Origin of the sequence: Streptomyces sp. NPDC088387, from assembly GCF_044753385.1 — a bacterium.
Taxonomy (GTDB): domain Bacteria; phylum Actinomycetota; class Actinomycetes; order Streptomycetales; family Streptomycetaceae; genus Streptomyces.
In genome coordinates this window covers 24,896-47,737 of sequence record NZ_JBIVNC010000005.1, presented here as the reverse complement: position 1 = coordinate 47,737, position 22,842 = coordinate 24,896, and the positions used below count along the sequence as shown (strand labels likewise).

Here is a 22,842-nt window from a genome sequence, read left to right as displayed (position 1 = left end):
GGTCACGGCCAGGCCCGGCAGAAGGGATACTGATCGTCCCCGCCCGAATGAACCGTAGGGAACGAGTGGAACGCGTGGACGTCATCCCCCCACCCACCGGCACCCCCGCCGCCCGTGCCGACATCGCGGCCACCGCCGACGCCTACGCGGCCGCACCACTACTGAACTGCCTGCTCCGGGAGCTGGCACAACCGGTGGACGGGCCGGGCGCACCCGTGTCGGGTGGTGTCGCGGGCCCGTGGGATGTGGCTGAGTGCGTCCACCGCCTTCCCGGCACCGGTCGGCTGCTCCGGGTGCGTGGGACGCGGCGGCCCGCGGCGCCCGAGGTGTTCACGGCCGGGCACTGGCAGCGGCTCGACCACGCCGGACTGGTCACGCTGGTCGCCGAGGAGCTGACCCGGCACACCGGCCTGTCCAACCACGAGCTGCCCGCCGAGATGCTCGACAGCCGTGAGGTCGTCGCCGCGCTGCTGACGGCACGCGCGCGTGCCACGCCCCCCGCCGACCTGTACCTGCTCTCCGAACAGTGCCTGCTCACCGGCCACTCGCACCACCCGGCGCCCAATGCGCGCGGCGGCGGCCCGGCCGCCGGCTGGCTGCCGTACGCGCCCGAGGCGTACGCCCGTTTCCCGCTGGTCCTGCTCGGGCTGCGCGAGGACGCGGTGGCCGAGGAGGGCGACACGACCGCCCTGGACTCCCTCGGCACCGCCCCGCCGGGCTACCGGCTGCTCCCCGCGCACCCCTGGCAGCTCGACCTCGTCGGCGACCGCCTGGCCGGCGCCTTCGCCGACGGCCGGCTCGTCCGCCTCGGCACCACGGACGCCGACGTCCGGCCGACGGCCGCCATCCGTACGGTGTACGCGCCCGAGGCCGACCTGTTCCTCAAGTTCAGCCTCGACGTGCGCATCACGAACGACGTACGCCGGCTGTGGCGCCATGACCTGCTGAAGCTGCGCCGCACCGACGCGGCCGCCACCCGGGCCCTCGTGGCGACGGCGGGCCCCGCCGCCTGGCTGAGCGACCGCGGCTACCGCACCGCCGACTTCGCCTTCGAGGAACTCGCCGTCATGACCCGGGACGGGATGCGCGGGCATCTGCTGCCGGGCGCCACCCCGTACCTCGCCGCCGGGCTCGTGGAGGGGTTCGCGGGCAGCCCGCTCGACGGCGCCGCCGATCCGGCGCGCTGGTGGGAGGCGTATCTGGCCCAGGTGGTGCCGCCCGCCCTCGCCGCGTTCGCCGACCACGGTGTCGTACTGGAGGCCCATCTTCAGAACACGCTGGTCGCCTGCGCGGCGGACGGCACCCCGGTGCAGGCGCTCTACCGGGACGCGGAGGGCGTGAAGCTGGTGTCGGAGGTCGGGCGGGCGGCGGGCTGGGAGCGGCTGGTGTACTGCCTGGTCGTCAACCACCTCGTGGAGATCGCGGGTGCGCTGGCCGAGCGGCACGCCGGGTTCGACCCGTGGCCGGCGGTCCGCCGGGAACTGGAACGGCACGCGCTGCCGGAGATCCCCGCGCTGCTCGCCTCGCCGACCCTGCCGGCCAAGACCAATCTGCTGCTGCGCTGGACGGGCGCGGACGGGGCGGACGCACGGTATCTGCCGGTGCCCAATCCCTTGCGGGGCTGCTGAGGGGTCCCGGGTGCCGCGGTGCCGACAACTTGATTCATTGTACATCTAAATGCATAATGGGGTTATGGACAATCGGGTTGTGGAGCCTGGTGACGGGCTCGGCGGTGCCGGCTCGCAGGAGCGGCTCATGGGCGCCGTCGAGCAGCTCGTGCGGTACGTCCGCCGCAGCGCCAACACCGGCGAGCTGAGTACGGCCGCCGCCTCCGCGCTGTCCCGGGTCGGCCGGGAGGGGCCGTACCGGCTCACCGACCTGGCCCGCGCCGAAGCGGTGTCGCAGCCGAACATGACACAACTCGTCACCCGCATGGAGCGGGCGGGCCTGCTGCGCCGCGTCTCCGACCACACCGACGGCCGCGGTGTCCTCGTCGAGGTCACCGAACACGGCCGCGAGGTGATCCGGCGGCGCCGCGCCGAAGTCGCCGAAGCGCTCGCCGAGTTGGTCGGCGAGATGACCGAGGCCGAACGCGCGGCCGTGGGTATCGCGCTGCCCGCGCTCGCCCGTGTCATCCAGGACCGCGGCGCCCGCACACCTGAACACCGCATCTGAACACCGAGCCTGAACACCGCATCCGAAAACCCGCTCAGTTCTCCCCGACTTCGCGGAACCGCGGAAAGAAGAGCCATATGAGTGCGTCCCACTCCACGCCGGCCAGCCCCTTCAGGCAGCCCAAGGCCGTCTGGGCCGTGGCGTTCGCCTGCGTCATATCCTTCATGGGCATCGGCCTCGTCGACCCGATCCTGCCCGCCCTGGCGGACAGCCTGCACGCCACGCCCAGTCAGGTGTCCCTGCTCTTCAGCAGCTATCTGATCGTGACCGCGGTGGCGATGCTGTTCGTGGGCTGGTTCTCCAGCCGCTTCGGCGCCAAGCGCACCCTCGTCATCGGCCTGTCGGTGATCGTCGTCTTCTCCGCGCTGGCCGGCACCTCCGGCTCGATCGACGGAATCGTCGGCTTCCGCGCGGGCTGGGGACTGGGCAACGCCCTGTTCATCGCCACCTCGCTGGCCGTCATCGTCGCCTCGGCCAGCGGCGGCTTCGGCGGCGCGATCATCCTCTACGAGACCGCGCTCGGCCTCGGCATCGCCGTCGGCCCGCTGCTTGGCGGGGAGTTGGGCAGTATCAGCTGGCGTGGCCCGTTCTTCGGCGTAGCCGTCCTGATGGCCGTCGCCCTCGTCGCCACTGCCCTGTTCGTGCCGAGCCAGCCCAAGCCCGCCCGGCCCACCTCGCCCCTCGCGCCCCTCAGGGCGCTGCGCCACCGCGGCCTGCTCACCATGGGCATCACCGCGCTGCTCTACAACTGGGGCTTCTTCACCATGCTCGGCTACGCCCCCTACCCGATGGAGCTCGACGCCCACCAACTCGGCCTGGTCTTCACCGGATGGGGCCTGCTGGTCGCCCTGTTCAGCGTCTACTTCGCCCCACGCCTCCAGGCCCGCTACGGCACCGCGCCCGTGCTGTACGTGAACCTCGTCGGCCTGGGCATCGTGATGGCCGTCATCGCGGCCGGTGTCAGCACCCCCACCGTGGTGATCGTCTCCGTCGTCCTCAGCGGCATCTTCATCGGCGTCAACAACACTCTCACCACCCAGGCCGTCATGCTGGTCTCCCCGGTGGAACGACCCGTCGCCTCCTCCGCGTACGGCTTCGTACGGTTCATCGGCGGCGGCCTCGCCCCGTACGCCGCGGGCAGGCTCGCCGACGCCACCGACCTCAGCGTGCCCTTCTACGTCGGCGCCGCCACCTTCCTCCTCGCCATCCCCGTCCTCGCCAGCGGCCACCGGCTGCTGCGCGAGGCCGAACAGGGCGGCGGCGAGGGCGAGACCGTGACGCCCACGCTCGTCCCCGTCGACGCGCCCACGCTCGTCCCGGTCGGCACGCCCACGCTCGTCCCCGTCGACGCGCCCACGCTCGTTCCGGTCGGCACGCCCACGCTCGTCCCGGTCGGCACGCCCACCCCCGCCGGCGCCCACCCGGTCGTCGTCGCCGTCGGAGCGCACGACCGAGCCGCGGCCGTAGTCGGCGCCGCGGCCCGGATCGCCCAGGACACCCGCAGCCCGCTGGAGGTCGTGCACGTCCAGCAGATCGCCGTCGTCGAGGGCCAGTCCGCGCGCGCCGAGGACGAGAAGACCGGCCGCGCGGCCGTCACGGCCCATCTCGACCGGCTCGCCGCGCAGGGCCTGACCGCCACCGGGCAACTCCTCACCAGCGTCGGCGACCACGCCGCCGCGGGACGCGCCCTCGCCCGGCACGCCGCGGACGTCGGCGCCCGGGTCGTCGCCGTGGGCAACTCCCCGCGTGGCCCGCTCGCCCAGTTCGCCGACGGCAGCTTCACCAGCGCGCTCACCCACACCGCGACCTGCACGGTCGTCCTCGTCGACCCCGGCGCCGCGCCCCGCGAACTCAGCGCGGACACCCTCGCGGAGCTGCGCACCGGCGGGGCCTGAGTGCCGGGTGCGCCGCGCGCGGAGCACGGAACGGTAACAGAGATGTGATCATGCGTAGTTGGCTGATTGCGCACCGTAGCATTCCGTGTCCCGGGCCATCTCTCCGCGTGCCCGGGTGGGGGAGGGGTAGCGGTGTGTTTCTCGTCGATCGTCCGTGGGGGTCCGCGATATGCCCGTGCACTGGGGGGAGTTGGTGTCAGTACAGGTCTGCTCTGCGTTCTGCTGACGGGGTGTTCGGGGGGAGGCTCGACCGACTCCGCCGAGACGTCCACCGTGTCGTCCACAACGCCGCTCGTGGCGGAAACCAGTCCCTCGCCGACACCCGTCACCACTGAGCCGACGCCGGTCGACACACCGGTGACGGTGGACGACACACCGGCACCGCCGCCCGAGGACGATCCCGAACCGGTCGAGCCCGCCGGGGCCGAGGCGCTGTGGGGAAGCGAGTTCAGCGGCACGGCGGAGGTCACCGTCGACGTCTACGACTACTGCAACACCGACGGCTCGCGGCGCTTCGTGGAGAGCGAGACGTACTCCATGGACGCCACGCTGAGTCTCAGCAGCCCCCGCTCCGGCGGCGGCGCCACCGAGGACAATCCGTTCTCGATGCTGCTCGCGGTGGGCCAGCCGGCCGAGTCCGGCGCTCTCTCGTTCTGGTCGGCAGCCGTCAGCACCGGGTCGAGCCAGGACCTGGCGGGCAACCCCCGCGATCCCGACCTCCTGCTCACCTACTGGCAGATGGAGTGGGACGACGGCGAACTGACCGCACAGCTCACCGACCCGCACACCGAGGAGGCCGTCGCGCTCAACCTCCTCAACTGGCCGAGCCCCCTGGTCCCGTGCCGTGACGACCTCGGCGAACTGCCCGGCGGCTACCCGCACGCCCTCGGCGAGGGCACCACACTCGGCGGCGACCTGGACACCGACGGCGCCTCGCTCACGGCCGAAGGTGCCACAGGGGACGGGCAGTTGGAGTTCCGGTTCGATTTCAGCGGAGGGACCTCGTGAGCCGCGCCGACGGAGTGACGGCCGGTCCCGCGGGCGGGCGGGGCGGTGAGTTGCGTGGCGGATGAGCGACTCGACCGGTGGGGTGTGCAGGTCGCCCGCTGGGCGGCGCCCGGCGAGACGGTACTGGCCGCGCAGATCACCCGCGCGTACGCCGGGGGCGGCACCGGACGCCGGGAGCTGTTCCGCGCGGGTGGGCTCGCGCCCGGCGGCATCGGCGGCGGGATCGCCACGGTGCTGCCGGAGGTGCTGGACGCACTGGCGTACTCGGCGGAGGCGGTGAAGGCGGCACTGGCGAGCCAGGAGTTCGCCAACGCGGTGTCGGTGACGGCGTTGTTGGTGAGTCTGCGGGGGCAGGGGCCGACCCCGGGGTCGGGGTCGGGCGCGTCGATGCCTGGTCCGGCGCCGGAGGGGGAGCGGGGGGTGGTATCTGGTCCCGGGTCCGGACCTGAGTCGGGGGCGGGATCTGGTTCCGGGTCCGGACCTGAGTCGGGGCTGGACCGGGGGCCTGGGGCCGGACCCACGCCGGGGCCGCGGCCCGAACCCGGGGTCGTTGGCGGGCCCGGGCAGGGGGTCGTGGGTGGGCCCGAACCCGGGGCCGTGGCTCCCGTCGCCGAGACCGTGCTTGCCGCGCTTCGGATGTGCGAGCGATTACATGCGCGGGGAGTCGACCGGGCCACCGCCGAGGACATCGTGGCCCCGCTGACGGCCCGGCTCCTCGCCGCCGAGGACCCGGCCGACGTGGCCGCCTTCCTGGACGCCCTGGTCGCGCAGGAACCGCCCGAACCAACCGTCCGGCCGCCCGCAAGCCCCGGCACCGCGCTGCGCCGCCTGGCCGGCACGGTCTCCGGCCTGCTGCGCCGCCACCCCGACCCCGGCCCGCACGGGCGGACCCCCGGCACATGAGCACACCCGCTCCCGCCCGGCAGGGCGCGCGGTCCCTGCGTCTGTGGGGACCGCCGCCCTGGCTGTGGCTGTGGCTCCTCCTGTCCGTGGCGCAGCTCCCCATGCTCGTCGACTGGGTGGTGTGGCTCGCCGGCCAGGACGGCCCCGGCCGCCCCGGCATGGTGGCGGTGCTGGTGATGAGCGGCGCCCAGCTGCTCCCGGTGCTCTTCCTGCTGGCGGGCGTGGGCGCCCTGGCCGCACCCGGACGCCGGGCACGGTGGGTGGAGAACCGGTACCGCCTGCTGCCGCCGGACCATCCCGACCTCGCGCCGGCCACACCTTCGTCCGGCATACCTTCGTCCGACATACCTTCGACCGGCATGCCGGACGACTTCCGGTATGTCGTCGAGGGCATGTGCCGCCTCCTCGCCGAGCACGCCCCCCGCGCCGAACTACGGATCACCATGCTCCGGGGACTGCCCGCCCGCATCTACCCAAGTGGCCCACGCACCACCCGGATCGGCGTCTCCGCACCGCTGCTCGACCTCTGGGCCCGGGACCGCGCGGCGGCCGAGGCGATCCTGCTGCACGAGATCGGCCATCTCGGCCACGGGGAACAGCATGTGGTGGGCCTCGGCAGCCCGTTGACCGCTCTGGTGAAGGCGTGGCCGTACGTCTTCACCGCGTTCGGACTCACGCCCGTGGCCGTGCTGCTGGCGATGGGGAACGCTACGGCCCCGGTGCTGTCCGCCGAGATCGTGCTGGTGCTGCTGAGCATGCCCACGGCGCTGCTGTTCGTCGTCGGTGCGCTGTGGGCGGCCGAGCTGACGGCCGACCGGTACGCGGCCCGGCTCGCCGGCGTACCCGCGCATCTGCGGGCGCTCGACTCCCTGAAGGAGTACGGGCACGGCGGCCTGAGCCGGCTCTACCACCCTCCGCTGGGCCTGCGGCGCTGGTTCACCGCCCGCGCCGACCAGCACTCCGCCCAGCTCCTGCTGGTACTGCTGTGGCCCCTCGCCGTGCTCGTCGAGAACCTCCTCGACCTGCTCGGCGCACTCCTCGCCCACCGGCTGCTCGGCGACGAGTGGGCCGAGCAGGGGCCCCGCAGCGCCTGGTGGCTCGCCCACCAGCAGCTCGCGTCGGGGCCGGTGTGGTGGTCGATGCTGGGCGTGATCGCCCTCTGGCCCCTGCTCGCCCGCCGGTGGCCACGGCTGTGGGGGGAGCGGGGCGCGGGCGCGGACAACGGCATGTTCTCGCCGACCGCGTACGCCGTCGCCGCCGTACTCCCCGTCCTGGCCCTGATTGTCGGCCTGCTGCCCCTGGCCGCAAAGCCGACCGATCCCGCCGCCGCACCCACCCCTGCGGGCATCGCGCCCGCGACAACCGTCCCCGCGACAACCGTCCCCGCGACAACCGTCCCCGGGGCAACTGCCCCCGCCCCCAACGGTCCCAGCGCCTCTGCCGACGCCCCCGCAGCCTCCGACCCCCCGACCGCCTCCGACCCCCCGACCTCCTGCCCCAGCCCGTCCCGGCCCGCGCCCCCGTCCCGACCCGAGGGGCTGCCCACCCTCGGCGTCACGCCGGGGCAGGCACCCGTCGAGGGTCCGCGCACCTTCCGTACCCTGCGTGTCCTCGCCGTCGACCCCCTGCGCGGTACGTCCGCCCAGGCCCAGGACGTCGCGAACCGCTACTCCCGGCTCCGCTGGACCCTCGCCGCCGACGGCACACTCACCGCGTCCGACACCGACGTACCCGCACTGCGCGGGGACCCCGGTGGTCCGCTGGAAGGAGAACGGACCCGGTCCACGGACGTCAGCGCCACCACCACCTGGCTGGAGGCTCAACTACGGTCGCTCGCCCGGCTGGAGGTGCTCTACGCGGCGACCGGCGTCACCCATGCCGTGGTCGGCTGCCGCGCCTACGACTCCACCGTCACCACGGCCGTCCGGCTGACCCTGCAACTCGCCGCGCCCTGACCACACTTCCGCGCCGGAGAGCGAGCGGGCGCGACGGGGTGGCGAAATTGTGCCCCCGGTCGAATTCCCCGGAATCGCCCGAAGGACTTGATGGCGGGCGTTAATCCGGTGTGGCAGAATCGGACCAGGTGGGACAAGTTGGAGTTGATCGATCGATTCCGGCCAACTGGCGTGGTCTGCCAGGGGGAACGCTCGGTGTCAGGATACGGGGAACTGACTCATGGAGCTGGTGGAGCGAGCCGCGGAATTATCACTGGTGCGGGACATGGTCGACGGGTGTGCTTCCGGCCGGGGTGGGGTCCTGCTGGTGAGCGGTGCGGCGGCCACGGGCAAGACGGCGCTGCTCAGGGAGCTCGGTGTCTGCGCCGAGACCGCGAGAGTGCTGTTCTTGCAGGCCACGGCGTCGGGCGCGGAGCGTTCCGTGCCGCTCGGCGTGATGGAGCAACTGCTGGTCGCCGCCGATGTGCCGGGTGCCGGCCCGGACGTCGCCTCGCGCCGCGCCGACTGGGGTGCGGCCGCCGGCCGGGGCGCCCCGGGGGAGGGGGAGCTTCCCGCGGTCGTCATGGGGCACATCATGGCCGTCTGCGGGATTCTGCTGGAAAAGTCCAAACGGATTCCATTGGTGCTCTGCGTCGACGACGTCCAGCATGCAGACGAATTTTCATTGGAATGCCTGTTGTATTTGGCGCGCAGAAGTGAGGCGTCGAGAATTCTGGTGGTGCTCGGCGAGAGCAGCAGCTTCCCGGTGGGGAATCCACGATTCCGAACGGAGCTGCTCCGCCTGCCGAGCTGCCGGCACGTCAGACTCCGGCTGCTCACCCGCCCGGGCATCGGCCGCATGATCGAGGCCCATGGCGCGGTGCGCCGGTCCGAGGTGTTCGTGGACGAGCTGTACCGGCTCAGTGGTGGGAACCCACTGCTGGTGCGGGCCCTGCTCGACGACGGCGAACCCGTACTCCGGAGCGAGCCCGTGCTCCGGGGCGAGCCCGTGCTCCGGGGCGAGCCCGTGCTCCGGGGTGACCCCGTACTCCGGGGCGAGCCCGTCCTGGGCCCCGCCTTCGAACAGGCTGTCGCCAACTGCCTCTACCGCACGGACATGACACTGCGGTGCACGGCGTGGGCGCACGCGGTACTCGGCCCGGACGCCTGGGACGTCACCCCGACGGACATCCTGTCCATCACTCCGGAGGTGGCCCGGCGCAGTGTGGACGCGCTCGACGAGACCGGGCTGTTCAGCTCCGGACGGCTGCGCCACGACGCGGTCCGGCCGGCCGTACTGCGCAGCATGAACCCGGCGTACCGGGCCCGCCTCGAAGCCCGTGCCGCCCAGGTGCTGCACGACCGCGGCACCTCCGCGACCGCGCTGTCCCGGCATCTCATCGAGGCCGAACCCTTCGACGCACCTTGGGCGTTGCCCACCCTGCTGGAGGCGGCGGACCGGGCGTTCGCCGAGGACCGGATCCCGTTCGCCCTGGAGTTGCTGCGGGCCGCCCGTGACCGGTGCCCCGACGAGCGGCAGGCGCTCGCGATCAAAGCCCTGCTGCTACGGGCGGGTTGGCGGGCCGGACCCAGCGCGGGTTCCGGTCAGCTGCCCGAGCTGACCGCAGCCGCCCTCGCCGGCCGGCTCGGTCCCGGCGACACCGCCGCCCTCGTCGGTCATCTGCTCTGGTTCGGTCAGCTGGACCAGTCGTTCGCGGTGCTCGAAGCCGTCGAACACCGCGACACCCACGAGCCGGACACCGAGCAGGGCGAGACCACGACCGACACGCGGAATCGTTTCGATGCCATACGGCTCGGCATGGCCCTCGGCTTTCCGGGACTCCTCCAGCCCGCGCCGGCGGGTGTGGTGGGCGCCCTGCGCGGACTGCTGCCCCACACCCGGGACGTGGAACGACGGGCGGTACAGCTGCTCGCCGACGTCATGGCCGGGCCCGTGGAGGAGGAGGGGCAACGCGCTGCTGTGGCCGCGCGTGCCGAGCGGATGTTGCGGGCCGGGCGCCTGGACAGCGACACACTCCCGGTGATCCTGGTCGCCCTCGCCGTACTCGTCGTCGTGGACGAGCTGGACAAGGCCGTCTCCTGGTGCGGGCTGCTGGCCAAGGAGGCGGAGGCCCGCCGTGCGCCGATGTGGCAGGCGCTGTTCGCCGCCGCACAGGCCCTCGTCGAGACCAGGATGGGCAGGCTGGCCGGCGCGCACGAGTCCGCCCGGACCGCGCTCACCCTGGTGCCCGCCGAGGGCTGGGGTGTGGCGGTGGCCCTCCCGCTCTCCGTGGCCCTGTTCACCGAGGTGGCCATGGGCCGCCTGGAGGAGGCCGCCGCCCGGCTCGGCGACCGGGTGCCGGACGCGGCCTTCCACACCTGGGGCGGCGTGCGCTACCTCTCCGCACGCGGGCACTGCCACCTCGCGGCCGGACGGCCCGACGCCGCCCTCGACGACTTCCTGGAGTGCGGGAGGCTCGTCGGCCGCTGGGACCTCGACCGTCCCGCCCTGCTGCCCTGGCGCAGCGACGCCGCCCAGGCCTGTCTCGCGCTCGGCGACCCGCGCCGCGCCCGCACCCTCGCGCAGGAACAGCTGACCCGGACCGCCGGCCGGCGGAGCTGGGACCGCGGTGTCACCCTGCGGGTGCTCGCGGCCACCGTGCCCGCACGGCAGCGGCGGGACCTCCTGGAGGAGGCGGTGAGCATCCTCCGCGAGAGCGGCCACCGCTACGAACTCGCCCGCGCAACGGAGGACTTGGCCCGTACGTACAGTGAACTCGGCAACGCGCGCCGCGCCCGCACGCTGGCCCGCACCGCGTTACGGCTGCTGGAGGCGTGCGGCGTCCAGCAGCCGGCCCAGGACCCGCCGGACCGGGCCGACACCGACAGCGGCTCCGAGCCCACCACGCACGAGCCCACCACGCACGAGCCCACGACGCACGAGCCCTCGACGCACGAGCGCTCCTGGCCGGCATCCGACGGCACCCGGACGTCGGGCGACGACACCCACATGGGGCCGGTGGACGAACTCAGCGACGCGGAACTGCGCGTGGCGACCCTCGCCGCCCGCGGCCACACCAACCGGCAGATCGCCGAGCAGCTGTTCATCACCGTCAGCACGGTCGAACAGCATCTGACCCGGGTCTACCGCAAGCTCAACGTAAGACGCCGGATGGGCCTCGCGGAGCTGCTGCGCAACGGCGCGGGCCGGCCCGTCCAGCGGCCGGGGCTGGACGACGAGGCCCACGACCCGATCCAGCGCGGCTAGCCACCGGCTCGGTCCCGCGGCGCACGGCACCTCTCTCCGGCGCCCGGTCGGCGCCGATGTGCCCGCCAACTCCGCCCCGGCGCCGGGGTTTCCTGTGTGCTCGGTGACCAGTGTGTGACCCGTGCCCGGCCACTCTGGGTGTCACGACCCGTTGCCGTACCCGCTGTTGCTCCCCCTCGACGCCCCGTCCGCGCCCGTCCGGCGCCACGGCCCCTCCCCCTAGGGGCCCTCAGATAGGGGCGAGTAGGGGTATTGCCCGTTAAAGATCGATTTAATAGGGGTTCTGGCGTTAGGGCCGCTTTGCTAGTGTTGCTGCACGTCGAGGGCCCATCACCGCAGGTCGCGCGGTGAAAGCCAGGCGGAAACGAAGGACGCCGGCCACGGCCGGGGTTCTCCCGAACGGCGGCACGCCACTTCTGAAGCAGTGACCGGGCCGCCCGGGACGAAGGCGCTACGGCAGTCGTCCGGCTACTCGGGAACACGTCGGTGATCCCGGCGACCCCGTGCCCGGAGAGCCTCTCGTCCCCCGCCGCAGGCCGGCCGACCAGGCCGTACGCCCTCGTCGACGGGTATCTCGGACGCCGAAGTGCGGCTGCGCACCGCCCAATCCGACACCGACGGGGGAGCGTTCGAGCTGACGCCCGGGGCACTGGTCGAGTCAGTTCACGTAGGGGGAAGCAGAGTTGCAGCGTGGGTACGGGGCTTTAGACGAGAACGTGGTTGTAGCGGTTGACATCGATGCCCTGGTGGCAGGGGATTCACCGCGTGTCTCCGGAGCCGATCCGGAGCATGTGGAAGCACTGGCCGCGGCGCAGGCGCCGCTGCCTCCGATCATCGTCCAGCGATCCAGCATGCGGGTCATCGACGGCCTGCACCGACTCAGCGCCGCGCGGCTCCGCGGCGAGGACCAGATACGTGTGGTGTTCTTCGACGGTGACGAGGCCGAGGCCTTCGTCCTGGCGGTGGAGTCCAACACCACACACGGACTCCCGCTGACGACGGCGGAGCGCAAGCTGGCCGCCCGGCGCATCATCGGTTCGCACCCCGAGTGGTCCGACCGCATGATCGCCTCGGTCGCGGGCCTGGCGCCCGGCACCGTCGCCGCCGTGCGCCGGCAGATGCAGGACGGGCCCGCCGACGCCGTCGCCCGGATCGGACAGGACGGCCGGGTCCGCCCCGTCAACATCGCCGAGGGCCGCCGGCTGGCCGGCCAGCTCATCGCCCAGCACCCCGAGCTGTCCCTGCGTCAGATCGCCCGTGCCGCGGCGATCTCCCCCGAGACGGTGCGGGACGTACGCAACCGGATGCTGCGCGGCGAGGACCCGATGCCCAGGCCGCGCGGCCGCAAGCAGGGTGCGAACCCCGCCGCCCTCAACACCAAGTGGAAGGAGTTCCCCGTCGGCGCGGTGAGCAACGTGCTCCAGCGCACGCCGGTACAGCGGCGGGCCGCGGTCGTCGAACGCCTCAGGGCCGACCCGTCCCTGCGCTCCAGCGAGACGGGACGCGCCCTGCTCCGGCTGCTCAACGTCTACACGATCAGCCCGCAGAACTGGGAGGACATCATCGACAACGTCCCGGCGCACTGCGGGGGCATAGTGGCCCGTCTGGCCAACGAGTGCGCCGTCATGTGGGCGGAGGTCGCCACCCGACTCGAACGCAGAGAGGCGGTCGAGAGCGCCTGACCGCGGGGTCCGCCGCGGGGCGGAGCCCATGACCGACGACGACAGACAGACGACAGACGACAGACATACAGGTGACGGCGGACCCGAACCCGGGTCCGCCGTCACGCCGTTCATGTCGTTCACCTCGAACGCGCCGTACACCTCTCACACGCCGTACGCGGCGCGCGTCACCCGCGTACGACCCCGCGTACGACCGTGCGCAGCCGTCGTGCCTCGCCCACGTCGGGGCAGCCGGCCAGGCCCAGCGCGTCGCGCACCTCGTCGGCCAGCAGCTCCAGTACCCGGCTCACTCCGGCCTCACCGCCCGCGGCCAGCCCCCACAGCACCGGCCGCCCCAGCAGCACACCGCCGGCTCCCAGGGCGAGGGCCCGCAGGACGTCCGTACCGCTGCGCACCCCGCTGTCCAGCAGCACCTCGCAGTGCCCGGCGACCGCGGCGACCACCTCGGGCAGCGCCTCGACACTCGGCACGGCACCGTCCAGCTGGCGCCCGCCGTGGTTGGAGACCACCACGGCGTCCACCCCGCACTCCGTGGCCCGCCGAGCGTCCTCGGGCGCCAGCACACCCTTCAGCACCAGTGGCAGCCGGGTGCACTCCCGCAGCCGTTCCACCGACGACCAGGTCACCGCCGCCGAGAACGTCTCGCGGGTGTGCGCGGCCACCGCGGAGCCCGCGGCGGACGTCCTGCCGTGGGCCGTGGACGTGCCGCGGTGGGCCGTGGACGGCCCCGCGTCGAGATGCGCGGCCCGCACATGGTCCGGCAGCGCGAAGCTGTTGCGGACGTCCCTCGGTCTGCGGCCCATCCACGGCACGTCGACCGTCAGCAGCACCGCCCGCGCCCCGGCGTCCTCGGCACGGCGCACCAGATCCAGCGCCGCGCCCGGTTCCCGCGGCCAGTACAGCTGGAACCAGACCGTGCCGCCCTCCGCGGTGACCCGCTCCACGGGCACACTGCTCAGCGTGCCCACCGTGAACGGCACGTCCGCGCGCTTCGCCGCCCGGGCGCCCGCGAGTTCGCCGTCGGGATGCAGCAGCCGCTGGTAGGCGACCGGCGCCACCGCCACCGGCAGACGCGCCGGCTCCCCGAGCAGCGTCGTCCGCGTGGTGCACCGCGACACGTCCCGGAGCACCCTGGGCTCCACGAACACCCGGTCGAAAGCTGCCCGGTTGGCGTCCAGCGTCGTCTCGTCGCCACTGCCCCCGGCCACGAAGTCCCGTACTCCGGCGGGGAGTACCGCGGCGGCGGCCCGCTCGACGTCCGCGAGACAGTCCGCCTCCGCGGGCACCCACTCCGCCGCCCGCACGGCGCCGCCGGACTCCGCACCGGGAACCCGGTCAGCCACTCTGCTTCGTCCGCTCCAACTCCACGGCCTCGTACAGGGCCTTGATGTTGGCGCTGCCGAACGTCGCCGCGCCCTGGCGCTCGATGACCTCGTAGAAGATCGTCTGCCGGGGGTGGCGGGAGGCGGTGAAGATCTGGAACAGGCGGCCGTCGTGGTCCTCGTCGGCGAGCACGTTCGTCTCCCGCAGGTCCGCGAGCCGCTGCGGGGACAGCGCGATCCGCTGCCCGAGCAGGTCGTAGTAGGAGGCCGGGGTGCGCAGGAAGGTGACACCGCGCGCGGTCAGGGTGCGTACGGCGGTGACCGCGTCGCGCGAGGAGAACGCCAGGTGCTGTACGCCCGAGCCCTGATGCCCCTTGAGGAACTCGTCTATCTGCCCCGGCGCGGCGCTCACGTCCGGCTCGATCAGCGTCAGTGTCACCGTGCGCGAGGGGCTCTGCACCACCGTCGACTCCATCGCCTGGGCGCCGACGACGATGCGCTCCTGGAAGACGTCGCGGAAACCGAGGGCGTCGACGTAGTAGTCGACGGTCGGCCGGAGTTCACCGGCGTTGAGACAGACCGCCACATGGTCCAGTTGCAGCAGACCCACCTCGCCGGGATCCCGTTCCTCCGCCCCGGTCACCGGTGTGAAGCCGGGCGGCAGCCCGGGCCCCTCCTCCGGGGCGCGCTCCACGAGGGTGTGGACGACGTCCCCGAAGCCGCCCACCGCCGCGGTGACGGGATCGCCGGCCGCGTGCCGGGTGGGCCGCCGCACGGCCCGCGCGCCCCGCTCCACCGCCGCCCGGAGCGACCCCTCCACGTCGGCGGTGCGCAGCGCGATGTCCGCGACGCCGTCCCCGTGCGCGGCCACGTAGGCGGCTCCCGGGTGTTGGTCCGACGTCGCCTCGGTCAGCGCCAGGGTGATGTCGCCCTGCCGCAGCGCCACCCCGCGGTGCCACGACGACGCGCTCGTCCCGACCACGGTGAACGCGTACTCGTCGACCCAGACGGACAGGGCCGCCTTCAGGTTGGTGACGTACATCCCCACGTGGTCGATCGAGAGGTCGTGCAGCGGAACTGCTGCCTTCGATGAATCCAGCATGTGTGTCCCCGGAATAGGAGAGAGACAAGGTTTTCCAAAACTCTACGGACCGGCCGGAGGAAAACGAACTGTCCGACCGACCGGCCGACGGCGGATGAACTCCGGGCGGAAACCGGGCGATTGACGACCCGCACGCGCAGGGGCTCATGAATGTCAATGCGCACCGGCCTGGCAATTCGGGGGGGGGGAGGGGGTGCCGCCGACTGACAGGAGTTCGGCGCCTTGCCTAATATTGCCTCGCCTTTCGGTCCGTGCACGACAGCCTTTCGAACGGGTGATTTCTTGTGCTGCGCACCATGGCCGTGATCGGCACCGGCCTCATCGGTACCTCCGTCGCACTCGCCGCACGCCGGCAGGGCGTCACGGTGTTCCTGTCCGACCGCGACCCTGTGGCCGCACGGACGGCCGCCGCCCTCGGCGCCGGACACGTCGGACCTCCCGCGGCACCGGTCGACCTGGCCGTGATCGCCGTGCCGCCCAGCCAGGTCGCCGCGGTGCTCGCGCAGACCCAGGCGAACCGGCTCGCGGTCGCCTACACCGACGTGGCCAGCGTGAAGGCCGGTCCCGAGCAGGCCGCGCTGAGCGGCGCCCCCGACCCCGAGCGCTACGTCGGCGGCCATCCGCTGGCCGGCCGGGAGTGGTCCGGCCCGCTCGCCGCCCGCGCCGAACTCTTCCGCGGCCGCAAATGGGTCCTCACCCCCTCCCGGGTGACTTCGCCCGACACCCTCGACCGGGCCCTGCGCCTGGTCGAACTGGCCGAGGCGGTACCGGTGGTGATGCGCAGCCACGACCATGACGCGGCCGTCGCCGTCACCTCGCACGTCCCGCACCTGGTGGCCAGCCTGATGGCGGCCCGGCTGCGGGACCGGCCGGCCGGGACCTCGGCGCTCGCCGGACAGGGGCTGCGCGACGTCACCCGGATCGCGGGCGGCGACTCCCGGCTGTGGGGCGACATCCTGCGGTCCAACGCCCCCGCCGTCACCGGCGTCCTGAGGGAGCTGCACGCCGACCTGTCCCGGCTGCTGCCGGCCCTCGACGCGCTCGCCCAGCCCGGCCACCAGGACCGGGACACCGGCCTGCGCACACTGGTCGACCTGCTGGACAGGGGCAGGCTGGGGCTGGCCGTCATCCCCGGCGCCCGGCCACCGAAGGCGCCGGGTGATCCGCGCGTGCGGGTACCGGTGGCCGGCCGGCCCGGGGAACTGGCCCGGCTGGTGGCGGCCACCGCCGGGCTCGACGTGATCGCGGAGGACGCGGACATCGACGCGGCCGGGGACGGCGACGGGGGCGGGAATGGCGACGGGGGCGGGGACGGGGACGGGGACGGCCTCGTCGTACGGTTCACCGTGCCGCCGGCGCTCGCCGACCGGATGGTCGCCGAACTGCGCGCGGCCGGCTGGGCCGCCGTACGCGAGGACGCGGTGCCGACGCACTCCGGGCGGGACGACGGCGAGGACGCCGCCCTGCCGGTGTGATCCACCGCGGGAGCGGCCCGCGACGGGACCCGGCACCGCATGTCCAAGTGTACGAATCGGCCGGTTGGACGGTGTTGTTGGCACTCGTTGATTTGTGTGACGCTGAGCGCCGGATAAGCGCCGTCTCGTGGATCGAAGACAACCGGGGGGAAATCCATGGTGAGTTCCGACGGCCGATCTTCCGCGACACATCGAGCGGGAATTACGGGCACGGAATTGGACGGTACGGAATCGCCGTCCGGTGATTTCACTCCGCCCGCGGAGTGCGCCGGCACCGGGAACCGCGAAGTATTCGAACGCACCGGTCTCCGGCAGGGCGCGCGGCGCAGCCCGGGACCGCCGGAGACCGCGGTGAAGATTCTGGGACGCGTCTGGTCGGCGCCCCTTCTGGTCGGACCGCTGGCCGCCGCGCCCCGGCCCGGCGCCGAACTCGCCGTGGTGCGCGCCGCGGGCGCGGTGGGAATGCCCGCCGTCGTCGGCGCCTTCGCCGAGCGGACCTTCGGCGAACTGGCCTCGGCCGCCGAGGTGCCGCCCTGGCTGCGCACCTACTCCTTCAAGGACCCCGGCACCGGCCGGGCACTGCTCCGGCGGGCCGCGGACGCCGGCTTCGGCGCCGTGGTCCTCGGGCTCGGCGACCACACCACCGTCCGCCCGGGTCCGATCGCCGCCCCCGCCAACCTCACCGACTCCGGGCCCGTCGCGGACGTACGGCGGCTGCTCGACCCCGGCGGCGACTGGCCGGCCCTCGCCCGGCTGCGCGCGTCGACCGAACTGCCCCTGCTGCTGTGCGGTGTGCACACCCCCGCCGACGCGCTGCGCGCGGTCGACGAGGGCGCCGACGGCATCATCGTCACCGACCTGACCGCGCTGCCCGCCGTCCGCGCGGCCACGGCGGCCGGCTGCCCGGTACTGCTGAGCGGCGGCGTCCGCCGCGGTGCCGACGTCCTGGCCGCCCTCGCCTCCGGAGCGGACGCGGTCGTCGTCGGCGCGCCGGTACGCGACGGGCTGCGCGCGGGCGGCCGGGCCGGGGTGACGGAGACCCTCGGCGCGCTGGTGCGGGAGCTGGCCGAGGCGATGACGTTCACGGGCGTGGGCACGGTGGCCGACGCGGGGCCGGAGGCGATTCGCGTCGCCGGGCCGGAGGTGATCCGGGTCGCCGGGCCGGGGGTGATCGGGCTGGCGGGGCCGGAGGCGATCAGGGTCGCGGGGCCGGAGGCGATCAGGGTCGCGGGACCCGTCCGTACGGACTCGGGCACCCGGCCGGCCGGACACGCGCCGGCCGGACACGCGCCTGCCGGACACGGGCCCGCTGATCTCGGGACCGCCGGTCTCGCGCACGCCCAACCCGCCCCGGCCGCAAGGCCGTCGCGCCCCCGCACACCGTCGCCGGCCCGCACCCTGCCGACCCCGACCCCGACCGCGACCCCGATCCCGACCCAGGCCCCGCCACCCGGCGTACTCCGCAGCGCCGACCTGCACTCCAGTCTCAGCGACCCCGTTCTCGACACCATGAACTTCCTCAACGAGGTCACCCTGCGCTACCCGGACGCCGTCTCCTTCGCGCCCGGCCGCCCCTACGACGGGTTCTTCGACACCGAGCAGATCTTCCGCCAGGTGCGCGGATACCTCGACCACCTTGTGGAGCAGGGCAGTTCACCGCAGCAGATCCGCACCGCGATGTACCAGTACGGCCCCACCGCGGGCCAGATCCGCGAGATCGTCGCCGACGCGCTGCGCGCCGACGAGGGCATCGACGTACCCGCCGAGTCCGTGGTGGTCACCGTCGGCGCCCAGGAAGCCATGCTGCTGGTGCTGCGCGCCCTGGTCGCCGGACCACAGGACGTACTGCTGGTCGCCAGCCCCTGCTACGTGGGCATCACCGGCGCCGCCCGGCTCCTCGACATCCCGGTGACCGCCGTCGAGGAACGCGACGACGGCCTCGCCTGCGCCGACGTGGAGGCCGCGATCCTCGCCGAACGGGCCCGCGGCCGACGCCCCCGCGCCCTGTACCTGGTGCCGGACCACTCCAACCCGTCCGGCACCACCGTCCCCGAGCGGCACCGGGCCGAGCTGCTCGAACTCGCCCACCGGCACGGCGTCCTCGTACTGGAGGACAGCCCGTACCGCATGGTCAGCCCGGGACCGCGGCTGCCGACACTGAAGTCGATGGACCGCAACCGTACGGTCGTTCACCTCGGTTCGTTCTCCAAGACCGTCTTCCCGGGCGCCAGGGTCGGCTTCGTCGTCGCCGACCAGCTGGTGGCGGACGACACCGGCCGCACCCATCTGCTCGCCGACGACCTGGCCCGGATCAAGAGCATGGTGACGGTCAACACGTCGTCCCTCAGCCAGGCCGCCGTCGCCGGCACCCTGCTGGCCGCGGACGGCCGCATCTCCGAACTCAACACGGCGGCTGCCGCCTACTACGGCGACGCCATGCGGGCGACCCTGCGGGAACTCGACGCCCGCCTGCCCGCCGCACGCCGCGAGGCACTGGGTGTCCGCTGGAACGAACCGACGGGCGGCTTCTTCCTGACCGTCCGCGTCCCCTTCCGCGCGGACAACGCGGCGCTCACCCGCTCCGCGGAGGACTTCGGTGTCATCTGGACACCGATGGCGTACTTCTACCCCGACGGCGGGGGATACGACGGCATCCGGCTGTCGACCAGTTACCTCACCCCCGCCGGCATCACCGAGGGCACGGCACGGCTGGCCCGCTTCATCGAGGCGGAGGCCGAGGCCGTGACAGCGGCGGCGGCCCGCCGGCCGTAGCCGCGCGCCCGCCCCATCCACCCGGACCAACTCGCCAGGAGGCATGGACACATGACCGGCACCAGTGGCAGGCGACTGCTCAGTCAGACCCGTATGTGGGGGTGGACCTTCCGATGACCGTCGACTTCGCTCCGCCCGAGCGGCTCCTCGGCGAGGTGCCCGGGGCCGAACTCCACAACACCCGCCTCACGGCGTACGGCCGCACCTCGGTGCACCCCCGGATCGTCGGGGTGGGCTCCGCGGTGACCCCGACCTCGTACACCCAGCGGGAAGTCCTCGACGCGTGCGGCATCAGCGACCCGAAGGTGCGCTCGGTCTTCCTCAACAGCGCCATCGAGCGGCGCAACCTCACCCTGCCGCCCGCCGACGCCGACGGACTGCGCGCCCCGGAGTCGCAGGGCGACCTGCTCGACAAGCACAAGACCCTCGCCCTGGAGATGGGCGCCGAGGCCCTGCGCGCCTGTCTGAAGCGGGCCGGCAGGGAACTCTCCGACCTGCGCCACCTGTGCTGTGTCACCTCCACCGGCTTCCTCACGCCCGGGCTGAGCGCCCTGCTCATCCGTGAGCTGGGCATCGACCGGCATTGCAGTCGCAGCGACATCGTCGGCATGGGCTGCAACGCGGGCCTGAACGCGCTCAACGTGGTGGCCGGCTGGGCCACCGCCCACCCCGGCGAACTCGCCGTCGTGCTCTGCGCGGAGGCCTGCTCCGCCGCGTACGCGATGGACTCCACGATGCGTACGGCGGTCGTCAACAGCCTCTTCGGGGACGGCGCCGCGGCCGTCGCGCTCGTCGCGGACCGCGCCCCCGTGCTCGGCGGCCCGGACGCGCCCCGCGGACCGTCCGTCCTCAAGTTCGCCAGCTGCATCATCCCCGAGGCCGTCGACGCCATGCGCTACGACTGGGACCGCAGCCTGGAGCGGTTCAGCTTCTTCCTCGACCCGCAGATCCCCTACGTCGTCGGCGCACACGCCGAGCTCGTCGTGGACCGTCTGCTGGCCGGCACCGGACTGCGCCGCAGCGACATCCGGCACTGGCTCGTGCACTCGGGCGGCAAGAAGGTCATCGACGCCGTCGTCGTCAACCTCGGCCTGACCCGCCACGACGTCCGGCACACCGTCGGCGTCCTGCGCGACCACGGAAACGTCTCCAGCGGTTCCTTCCTCTTCTCCTACGAGCGTCTCGACGTCGAGGCCGTCACCCGGCCCGGCGAGTACGGGGTGCTCATGACCATGGGGCCCGGCTCCACGATCGAAACGGCGTTGGTTCGATGGTGACCACTCGTACGGCGACACAGACTCCGCTCGCGCTCGAACTGGACGGCGCCGAACCGCTCGTGGCGGCGACCGTGAAGACCCTCACCGAGCTGTGCGACCGGGCCGAGGACAGCGCCGACGCCCTGGTGACCGTGCACGTCACCGGAGCCCCGGACACCGCCTGGACCGGGGGACTCGACGTCTCGCTGGTCTCCAAGTGGGAGCGGGCCCTGCGCCGGTTCGAACGCCTGCCCAGGGTCACGGCCGCCGTGGCCGCGGGCGACTGCGGCGGCACCGCCCTCGACGCGTTCCTCGCGGCCGACCTGCGGGTGGCGCTGCCCGGCACCCGGCTGCTCGTGCCCCGCGACACCACCGGCACCTGGCCCGGCATGGCCGGCTTCAGGCTGGTCCAGCTCGCGGGCGCGGCGAACACCCGCAGGGCGGTGCTGTTCGGCACCCCGATCACCGCCGACAGGGCGGTGCAGCTGGGCATCGTCGACGAGATCGCCGACGATCCGGCCGCCGCGCTTGCCACCGCGGCCGACCTCATCGGCGGCCTGTCGGGCCAGGAGGTCGCGATCCGCCGCCAGTTGCTCTTCGACGCGGCCACGACCAGCTTCGAGGACGCCCTCGGCGCCCATCTCGCGGCCTGCGACCGCACCCTGCGCCGCGGCGCCGAACAAGGTGCGGAGGCCACATGACCACGGCCCTGACCGCCCGGCCGCTCCACCACGACGTGCGGCAGGCGTGGCAGCAACTCGCCACCGCCTCCGGCGCACTCGACCACGTCGAGCACCTGCTCGCCACCCTGCCCGCCCCCGGCGCCCGCACCGAACACCAGCGCGCCGAGGCCGCGTCGGCCCACGCGTCGGCACGCGCCCTGCGCACCCGCTTCCTCGATCGGTACGCCGACGCCGTGTACGACCGGCTCACCATCGGACGCACACTCCGGCCACGCCTCGACGCACTCCTCGACACCGCCGCCGAGACCTTCCCCGGCCTGGTCCCGACCGCCGGCCTGCTCGCCGCCGAGACCGGACGCGCCCAGGCCAACAAGGAGGGCCACGAGATCGACCAGGGCATCTTCCTGCGCGCGGTGCTGCGTTCACCCACCGCGGGCGAACACCTCCTGGACACCATGCTCCGGCCCACCGACCGCGCCCTGCGGATGCTGCCCGACTTCACCCGTACCGGCACCGTCCAGCTCGAAGCCGTACGCCTGGAACGCCGTGCCGACGGGGTCGCCCGGCTCACGATGTGCCGGGACGACTGTCTCAACGCCGAGGACGTCCGCCAGGTCGACGACATGGAGACCGCCGTCGACCTCGCCCTGCTCGACCCCGCCACCCGGGTCGCCCTGCTGCGCGGCGGACCCATGAGCCACCCCCGCCACCGCGGCCGGCGGGTGTTCAGCGCAGGCATCAACCTCAAGAGCCTCAGCTCCGGCGGCATCCCCCTCACCGGGTTCCTGCTGCGCCGCGAACTCGGCTACATCCACAAGATCCTGCGCGGCGTACGCACCGACCACCCCGACGACTGGCACACCCCCCACATCGAGAAACCCTGGGTGGCCGCGGTCGACGGCTTCGCCATCGGCGGCGGTATGCAACTGCTGCTGGTCTTCGACCACGTACTCGCCGCGTCGGACGCCTACTTCAGCCTGCCGGCGGCGAAGGAGGGCATCATCCCCGGCGCCGCCGACTTCCGGCTCGGGCGCTGCACCGGCCCGCGGCTGGCCCGGCAGATCGTGCTGGGCGGCCGGCGGATCCGGGCGAGCGAACCCGACGCCCGGCTGCTCGTCGACGAGGTCGTCGAGCCGGAGGAGATGGACGCGGCGGCGGAACGCGCGGTGGCCCGGCTGGCCAACGACGCCGTCCTCGCCAACCGGCGGATGCTGAACCTCGCCGACGAACCCCGGGACGCCTTCCGCGCCTACATGGCGGAGTTCGCCCTGCAACAGGCGCTCAGGCTGCACAGCGCGGACGTGCTCGACAAGGCCGGCCGGTTCGCCGCCGCGGCCCCCGACACCCCGCACAGCGAGAGGAGTTGA

Annotated in this window: 15 protein-coding genes and 1 pseudogene; 14 read left to right on the top strand and 2 right to left on the bottom strand. The window is 73.3% G+C overall.

The window, feature by feature from the left end; genetic code table 11:
• The first annotated feature begins 65 nt into the window (after window positions 1–65).
• The 8 genes from ACIQAC_RS14970 (at window position 66) to ACIQAC_RS14935 (ending at window position 12,865) form a co-directional block, all read left to right on the top strand.
• On the top strand, window positions 66–1,628 hold the full coding sequence (locus ACIQAC_RS14970) for an IucA/IucC family protein (RefSeq protein ID WP_402190813.1): 1,563 nt from the start codon (window positions 66–68) through the stop codon (window positions 1,626–1,628).
• A gap of 64 nt (window positions 1,629–1,692) precedes the next feature.
• Window positions 1,693–2,175, top strand: a complete 483-nt coding sequence (locus ACIQAC_RS14965; protein WP_402190810.1) for a MarR family winged helix-turn-helix transcriptional regulator — start codon at window positions 1,693–1,695, stop codon at window positions 2,173–2,175.
• A 77-nt stretch (window positions 2,176–2,252) separates the two neighbouring features.
• Window positions 2,253–4,070: an MFS transporter gene (locus ACIQAC_RS14960; protein ID WP_402190808.1), complete on the top strand. Its 1,818-nt coding sequence runs from the start codon at window positions 2,253–2,255 to the stop codon at window positions 4,068–4,070.
• A gap of 294 nt (window positions 4,071–4,364) precedes the next feature.
• Window positions 4,365–5,078: a hypothetical protein gene (locus ACIQAC_RS14955; protein WP_402190805.1), complete on the top strand. Its 714-nt coding sequence runs from the start codon at window positions 4,365–4,367 to the stop codon at window positions 5,076–5,078.
• A 54-nt stretch (window positions 5,079–5,132) separates the two neighbouring features.
• The gene (locus ACIQAC_RS14950) at window positions 5,133–5,981 is read left to right on the top strand and encodes a hypothetical protein (protein WP_402190802.1); all 849 of its coding nucleotides are present in this window, start codon (window positions 5,133–5,135) and stop codon (window positions 5,979–5,981) included.
• Window positions 5,978–7,936, top strand: coding sequence for a hypothetical protein (locus ACIQAC_RS14945; protein ID WP_402190800.1), 1,959 nt, complete (start codon window positions 5,978–5,980; stop codon window positions 7,934–7,936). Before ACIQAC_RS14950 ends, ACIQAC_RS14945 begins: the two co-directional genes overlap by 4 nt.
• A 220-nt stretch (window positions 7,937–8,156) precedes the next feature.
• Window positions 8,157–11,183, top strand: coding sequence for an AAA family ATPase (locus ACIQAC_RS14940; RefSeq protein ID WP_402190798.1), 3,027 nt, complete (start codon window positions 8,157–8,159; stop codon window positions 11,181–11,183).
• 746 nt (window positions 11,184–11,929) lie between these two features.
• Complete coding sequence (locus ACIQAC_RS14935) at window positions 11,930–12,865, top strand: ParB N-terminal domain-containing protein (RefSeq protein WP_402190795.1); 936 nt, start codon at window positions 11,930–11,932, stop codon at window positions 12,863–12,865.
• 167 nt (window positions 12,866–13,032) lie between these two features.
• On the opposite strand, the gene ACIQAC_RS14930 is transcribed toward ACIQAC_RS14935, so the two are convergent.
• Both ACIQAC_RS14930 and hppD read right to left on the bottom strand, forming a co-directional pair.
• Window positions 13,033–14,208 (bottom strand): alpha-hydroxy acid oxidase, encoded by a 1,176-nt coding sequence (locus ACIQAC_RS14930; protein ID WP_402190794.1) that lies wholly within the window; start codon window positions 14,206–14,208, stop codon window positions 13,033–13,035.
• Window positions 14,201–15,289, bottom strand: coding sequence for a 4-hydroxyphenylpyruvate dioxygenase (gene hppD / locus ACIQAC_RS14925; protein WP_402190791.1), 1,089 nt, complete (start codon window positions 15,287–15,289; stop codon window positions 14,201–14,203). The genes ACIQAC_RS14930 and hppD overlap by 8 nt, the downstream gene beginning before the upstream one ends.
• 296 nt (window positions 15,290–15,585) lie before the next feature.
• On the opposite strand from hppD, the gene ACIQAC_RS14920 reads away from it, so the two are divergent.
• The 6 genes and pseudogenes from ACIQAC_RS14920 (at window position 15,586) to dpgC (ending at window position 22,842) form a co-directional block, all read left to right on the top strand.
• On the top strand, window positions 15,586–16,764 hold the full coding sequence (locus ACIQAC_RS14920) for a prephenate dehydrogenase (RefSeq protein WP_402190789.1): 1,179 nt from the start codon (window positions 15,586–15,588) through the stop codon (window positions 16,762–16,764).
• A gap of 156 nt (window positions 16,765–16,920) precedes the next feature.
• Window positions 16,921–17,880, top strand: a pseudogene (locus ACIQAC_RS14915) (alpha-hydroxy-acid oxidizing protein); the annotation flags it as partial.
• A 393-nt stretch (window positions 17,881–18,273) separates the two neighbouring features.
• Complete coding sequence (locus tag ACIQAC_RS14910; RefSeq protein ID WP_402191742.1) at window positions 18,274–19,536, top strand: PLP-dependent aminotransferase family protein; 1,263 nt, start codon at window positions 18,274–18,276, stop codon at window positions 19,534–19,536.
• Between the two features lie 113 nt (window positions 19,537–19,649).
• Window positions 19,650–20,813 (top strand): 3,5-dihydroxyphenylacetyl-CoA synthase DpgA, encoded by a 1,164-nt coding sequence (gene dpgA / locus ACIQAC_RS14905; RefSeq protein ID WP_402190786.1) that lies wholly within the window; start codon window positions 19,650–19,652, stop codon window positions 20,811–20,813.
• A complete protein-coding gene (dpgB, locus tag ACIQAC_RS14900) occupies window positions 20,807–21,493 on the top strand; it encodes an enoyl-CoA-hydratase DpgB (protein ID WP_402190784.1) in 687 nt (228 codons plus the stop codon). Before dpgA ends, dpgB begins: the two co-directional genes overlap by 7 nt.
• Window positions 21,490–22,842, top strand: a complete 1,353-nt coding sequence (gene dpgC, locus ACIQAC_RS14895; RefSeq protein ID WP_402190781.1) for a (3,5-dihydroxyphenyl)acetyl-CoA 1,2-dioxygenase DpgC — start codon at window positions 21,490–21,492, stop codon at window positions 22,840–22,842. The genes dpgB and dpgC overlap by 4 nt, the downstream gene beginning before the upstream one ends.

Coding starts and splice junctions, on each gene's coding strand:
- ACIQAC_RS14965 (WP_402190810.1), top strand. CDS start 1,693: ATGGACAATCGGGTTGTGGAGCCTGGTGACGGGCTCGGCGGTGCCGGC.
- ACIQAC_RS14960 (WP_402190808.1), top strand. CDS start 2,253: ATGAGTGCGTCCCACTCCACGCCGGCCAGCCCCTTCAGGCAGCCCAAG.
- ACIQAC_RS14945 (WP_402190800.1), top strand. CDS start 5,978: ATGAGCACACCCGCTCCCGCCCGGCAGGGCGCGCGGTCCCTGCGTCTG.
- ACIQAC_RS14940 (WP_402190798.1), top strand. CDS start 8,157: ATGGAGCTGGTGGAGCGAGCCGCGGAATTATCACTGGTGCGGGACATG.
- hppD (WP_402190791.1), bottom strand. CDS start 15,289: ATGCTGGATTCATCGAAGGCAGCAGTTCCGCTGCACGACCTCTCGATC.
- ACIQAC_RS14920 (WP_402190789.1), top strand. CDS start 15,586: ATGGCCGTGATCGGCACCGGCCTCATCGGTACCTCCGTCGCACTCGCC.
- ACIQAC_RS14910 (WP_402191742.1), top strand. CDS start 18,274: ATGAACTTCCTCAACGAGGTCACCCTGCGCTACCCGGACGCCGTCTCC.
- dpgA (WP_402190786.1), top strand. CDS start 19,650: ATGACCGTCGACTTCGCTCCGCCCGAGCGGCTCCTCGGCGAGGTGCCC.
- dpgB (WP_402190784.1), top strand. CDS start 20,807: ATGGTGACCACTCGTACGGCGACACAGACTCCGCTCGCGCTCGAACTG.
- dpgC (WP_402190781.1), top strand. CDS start 21,490: ATGACCACGGCCCTGACCGCCCGGCCGCTCCACCACGACGTGCGGCAG.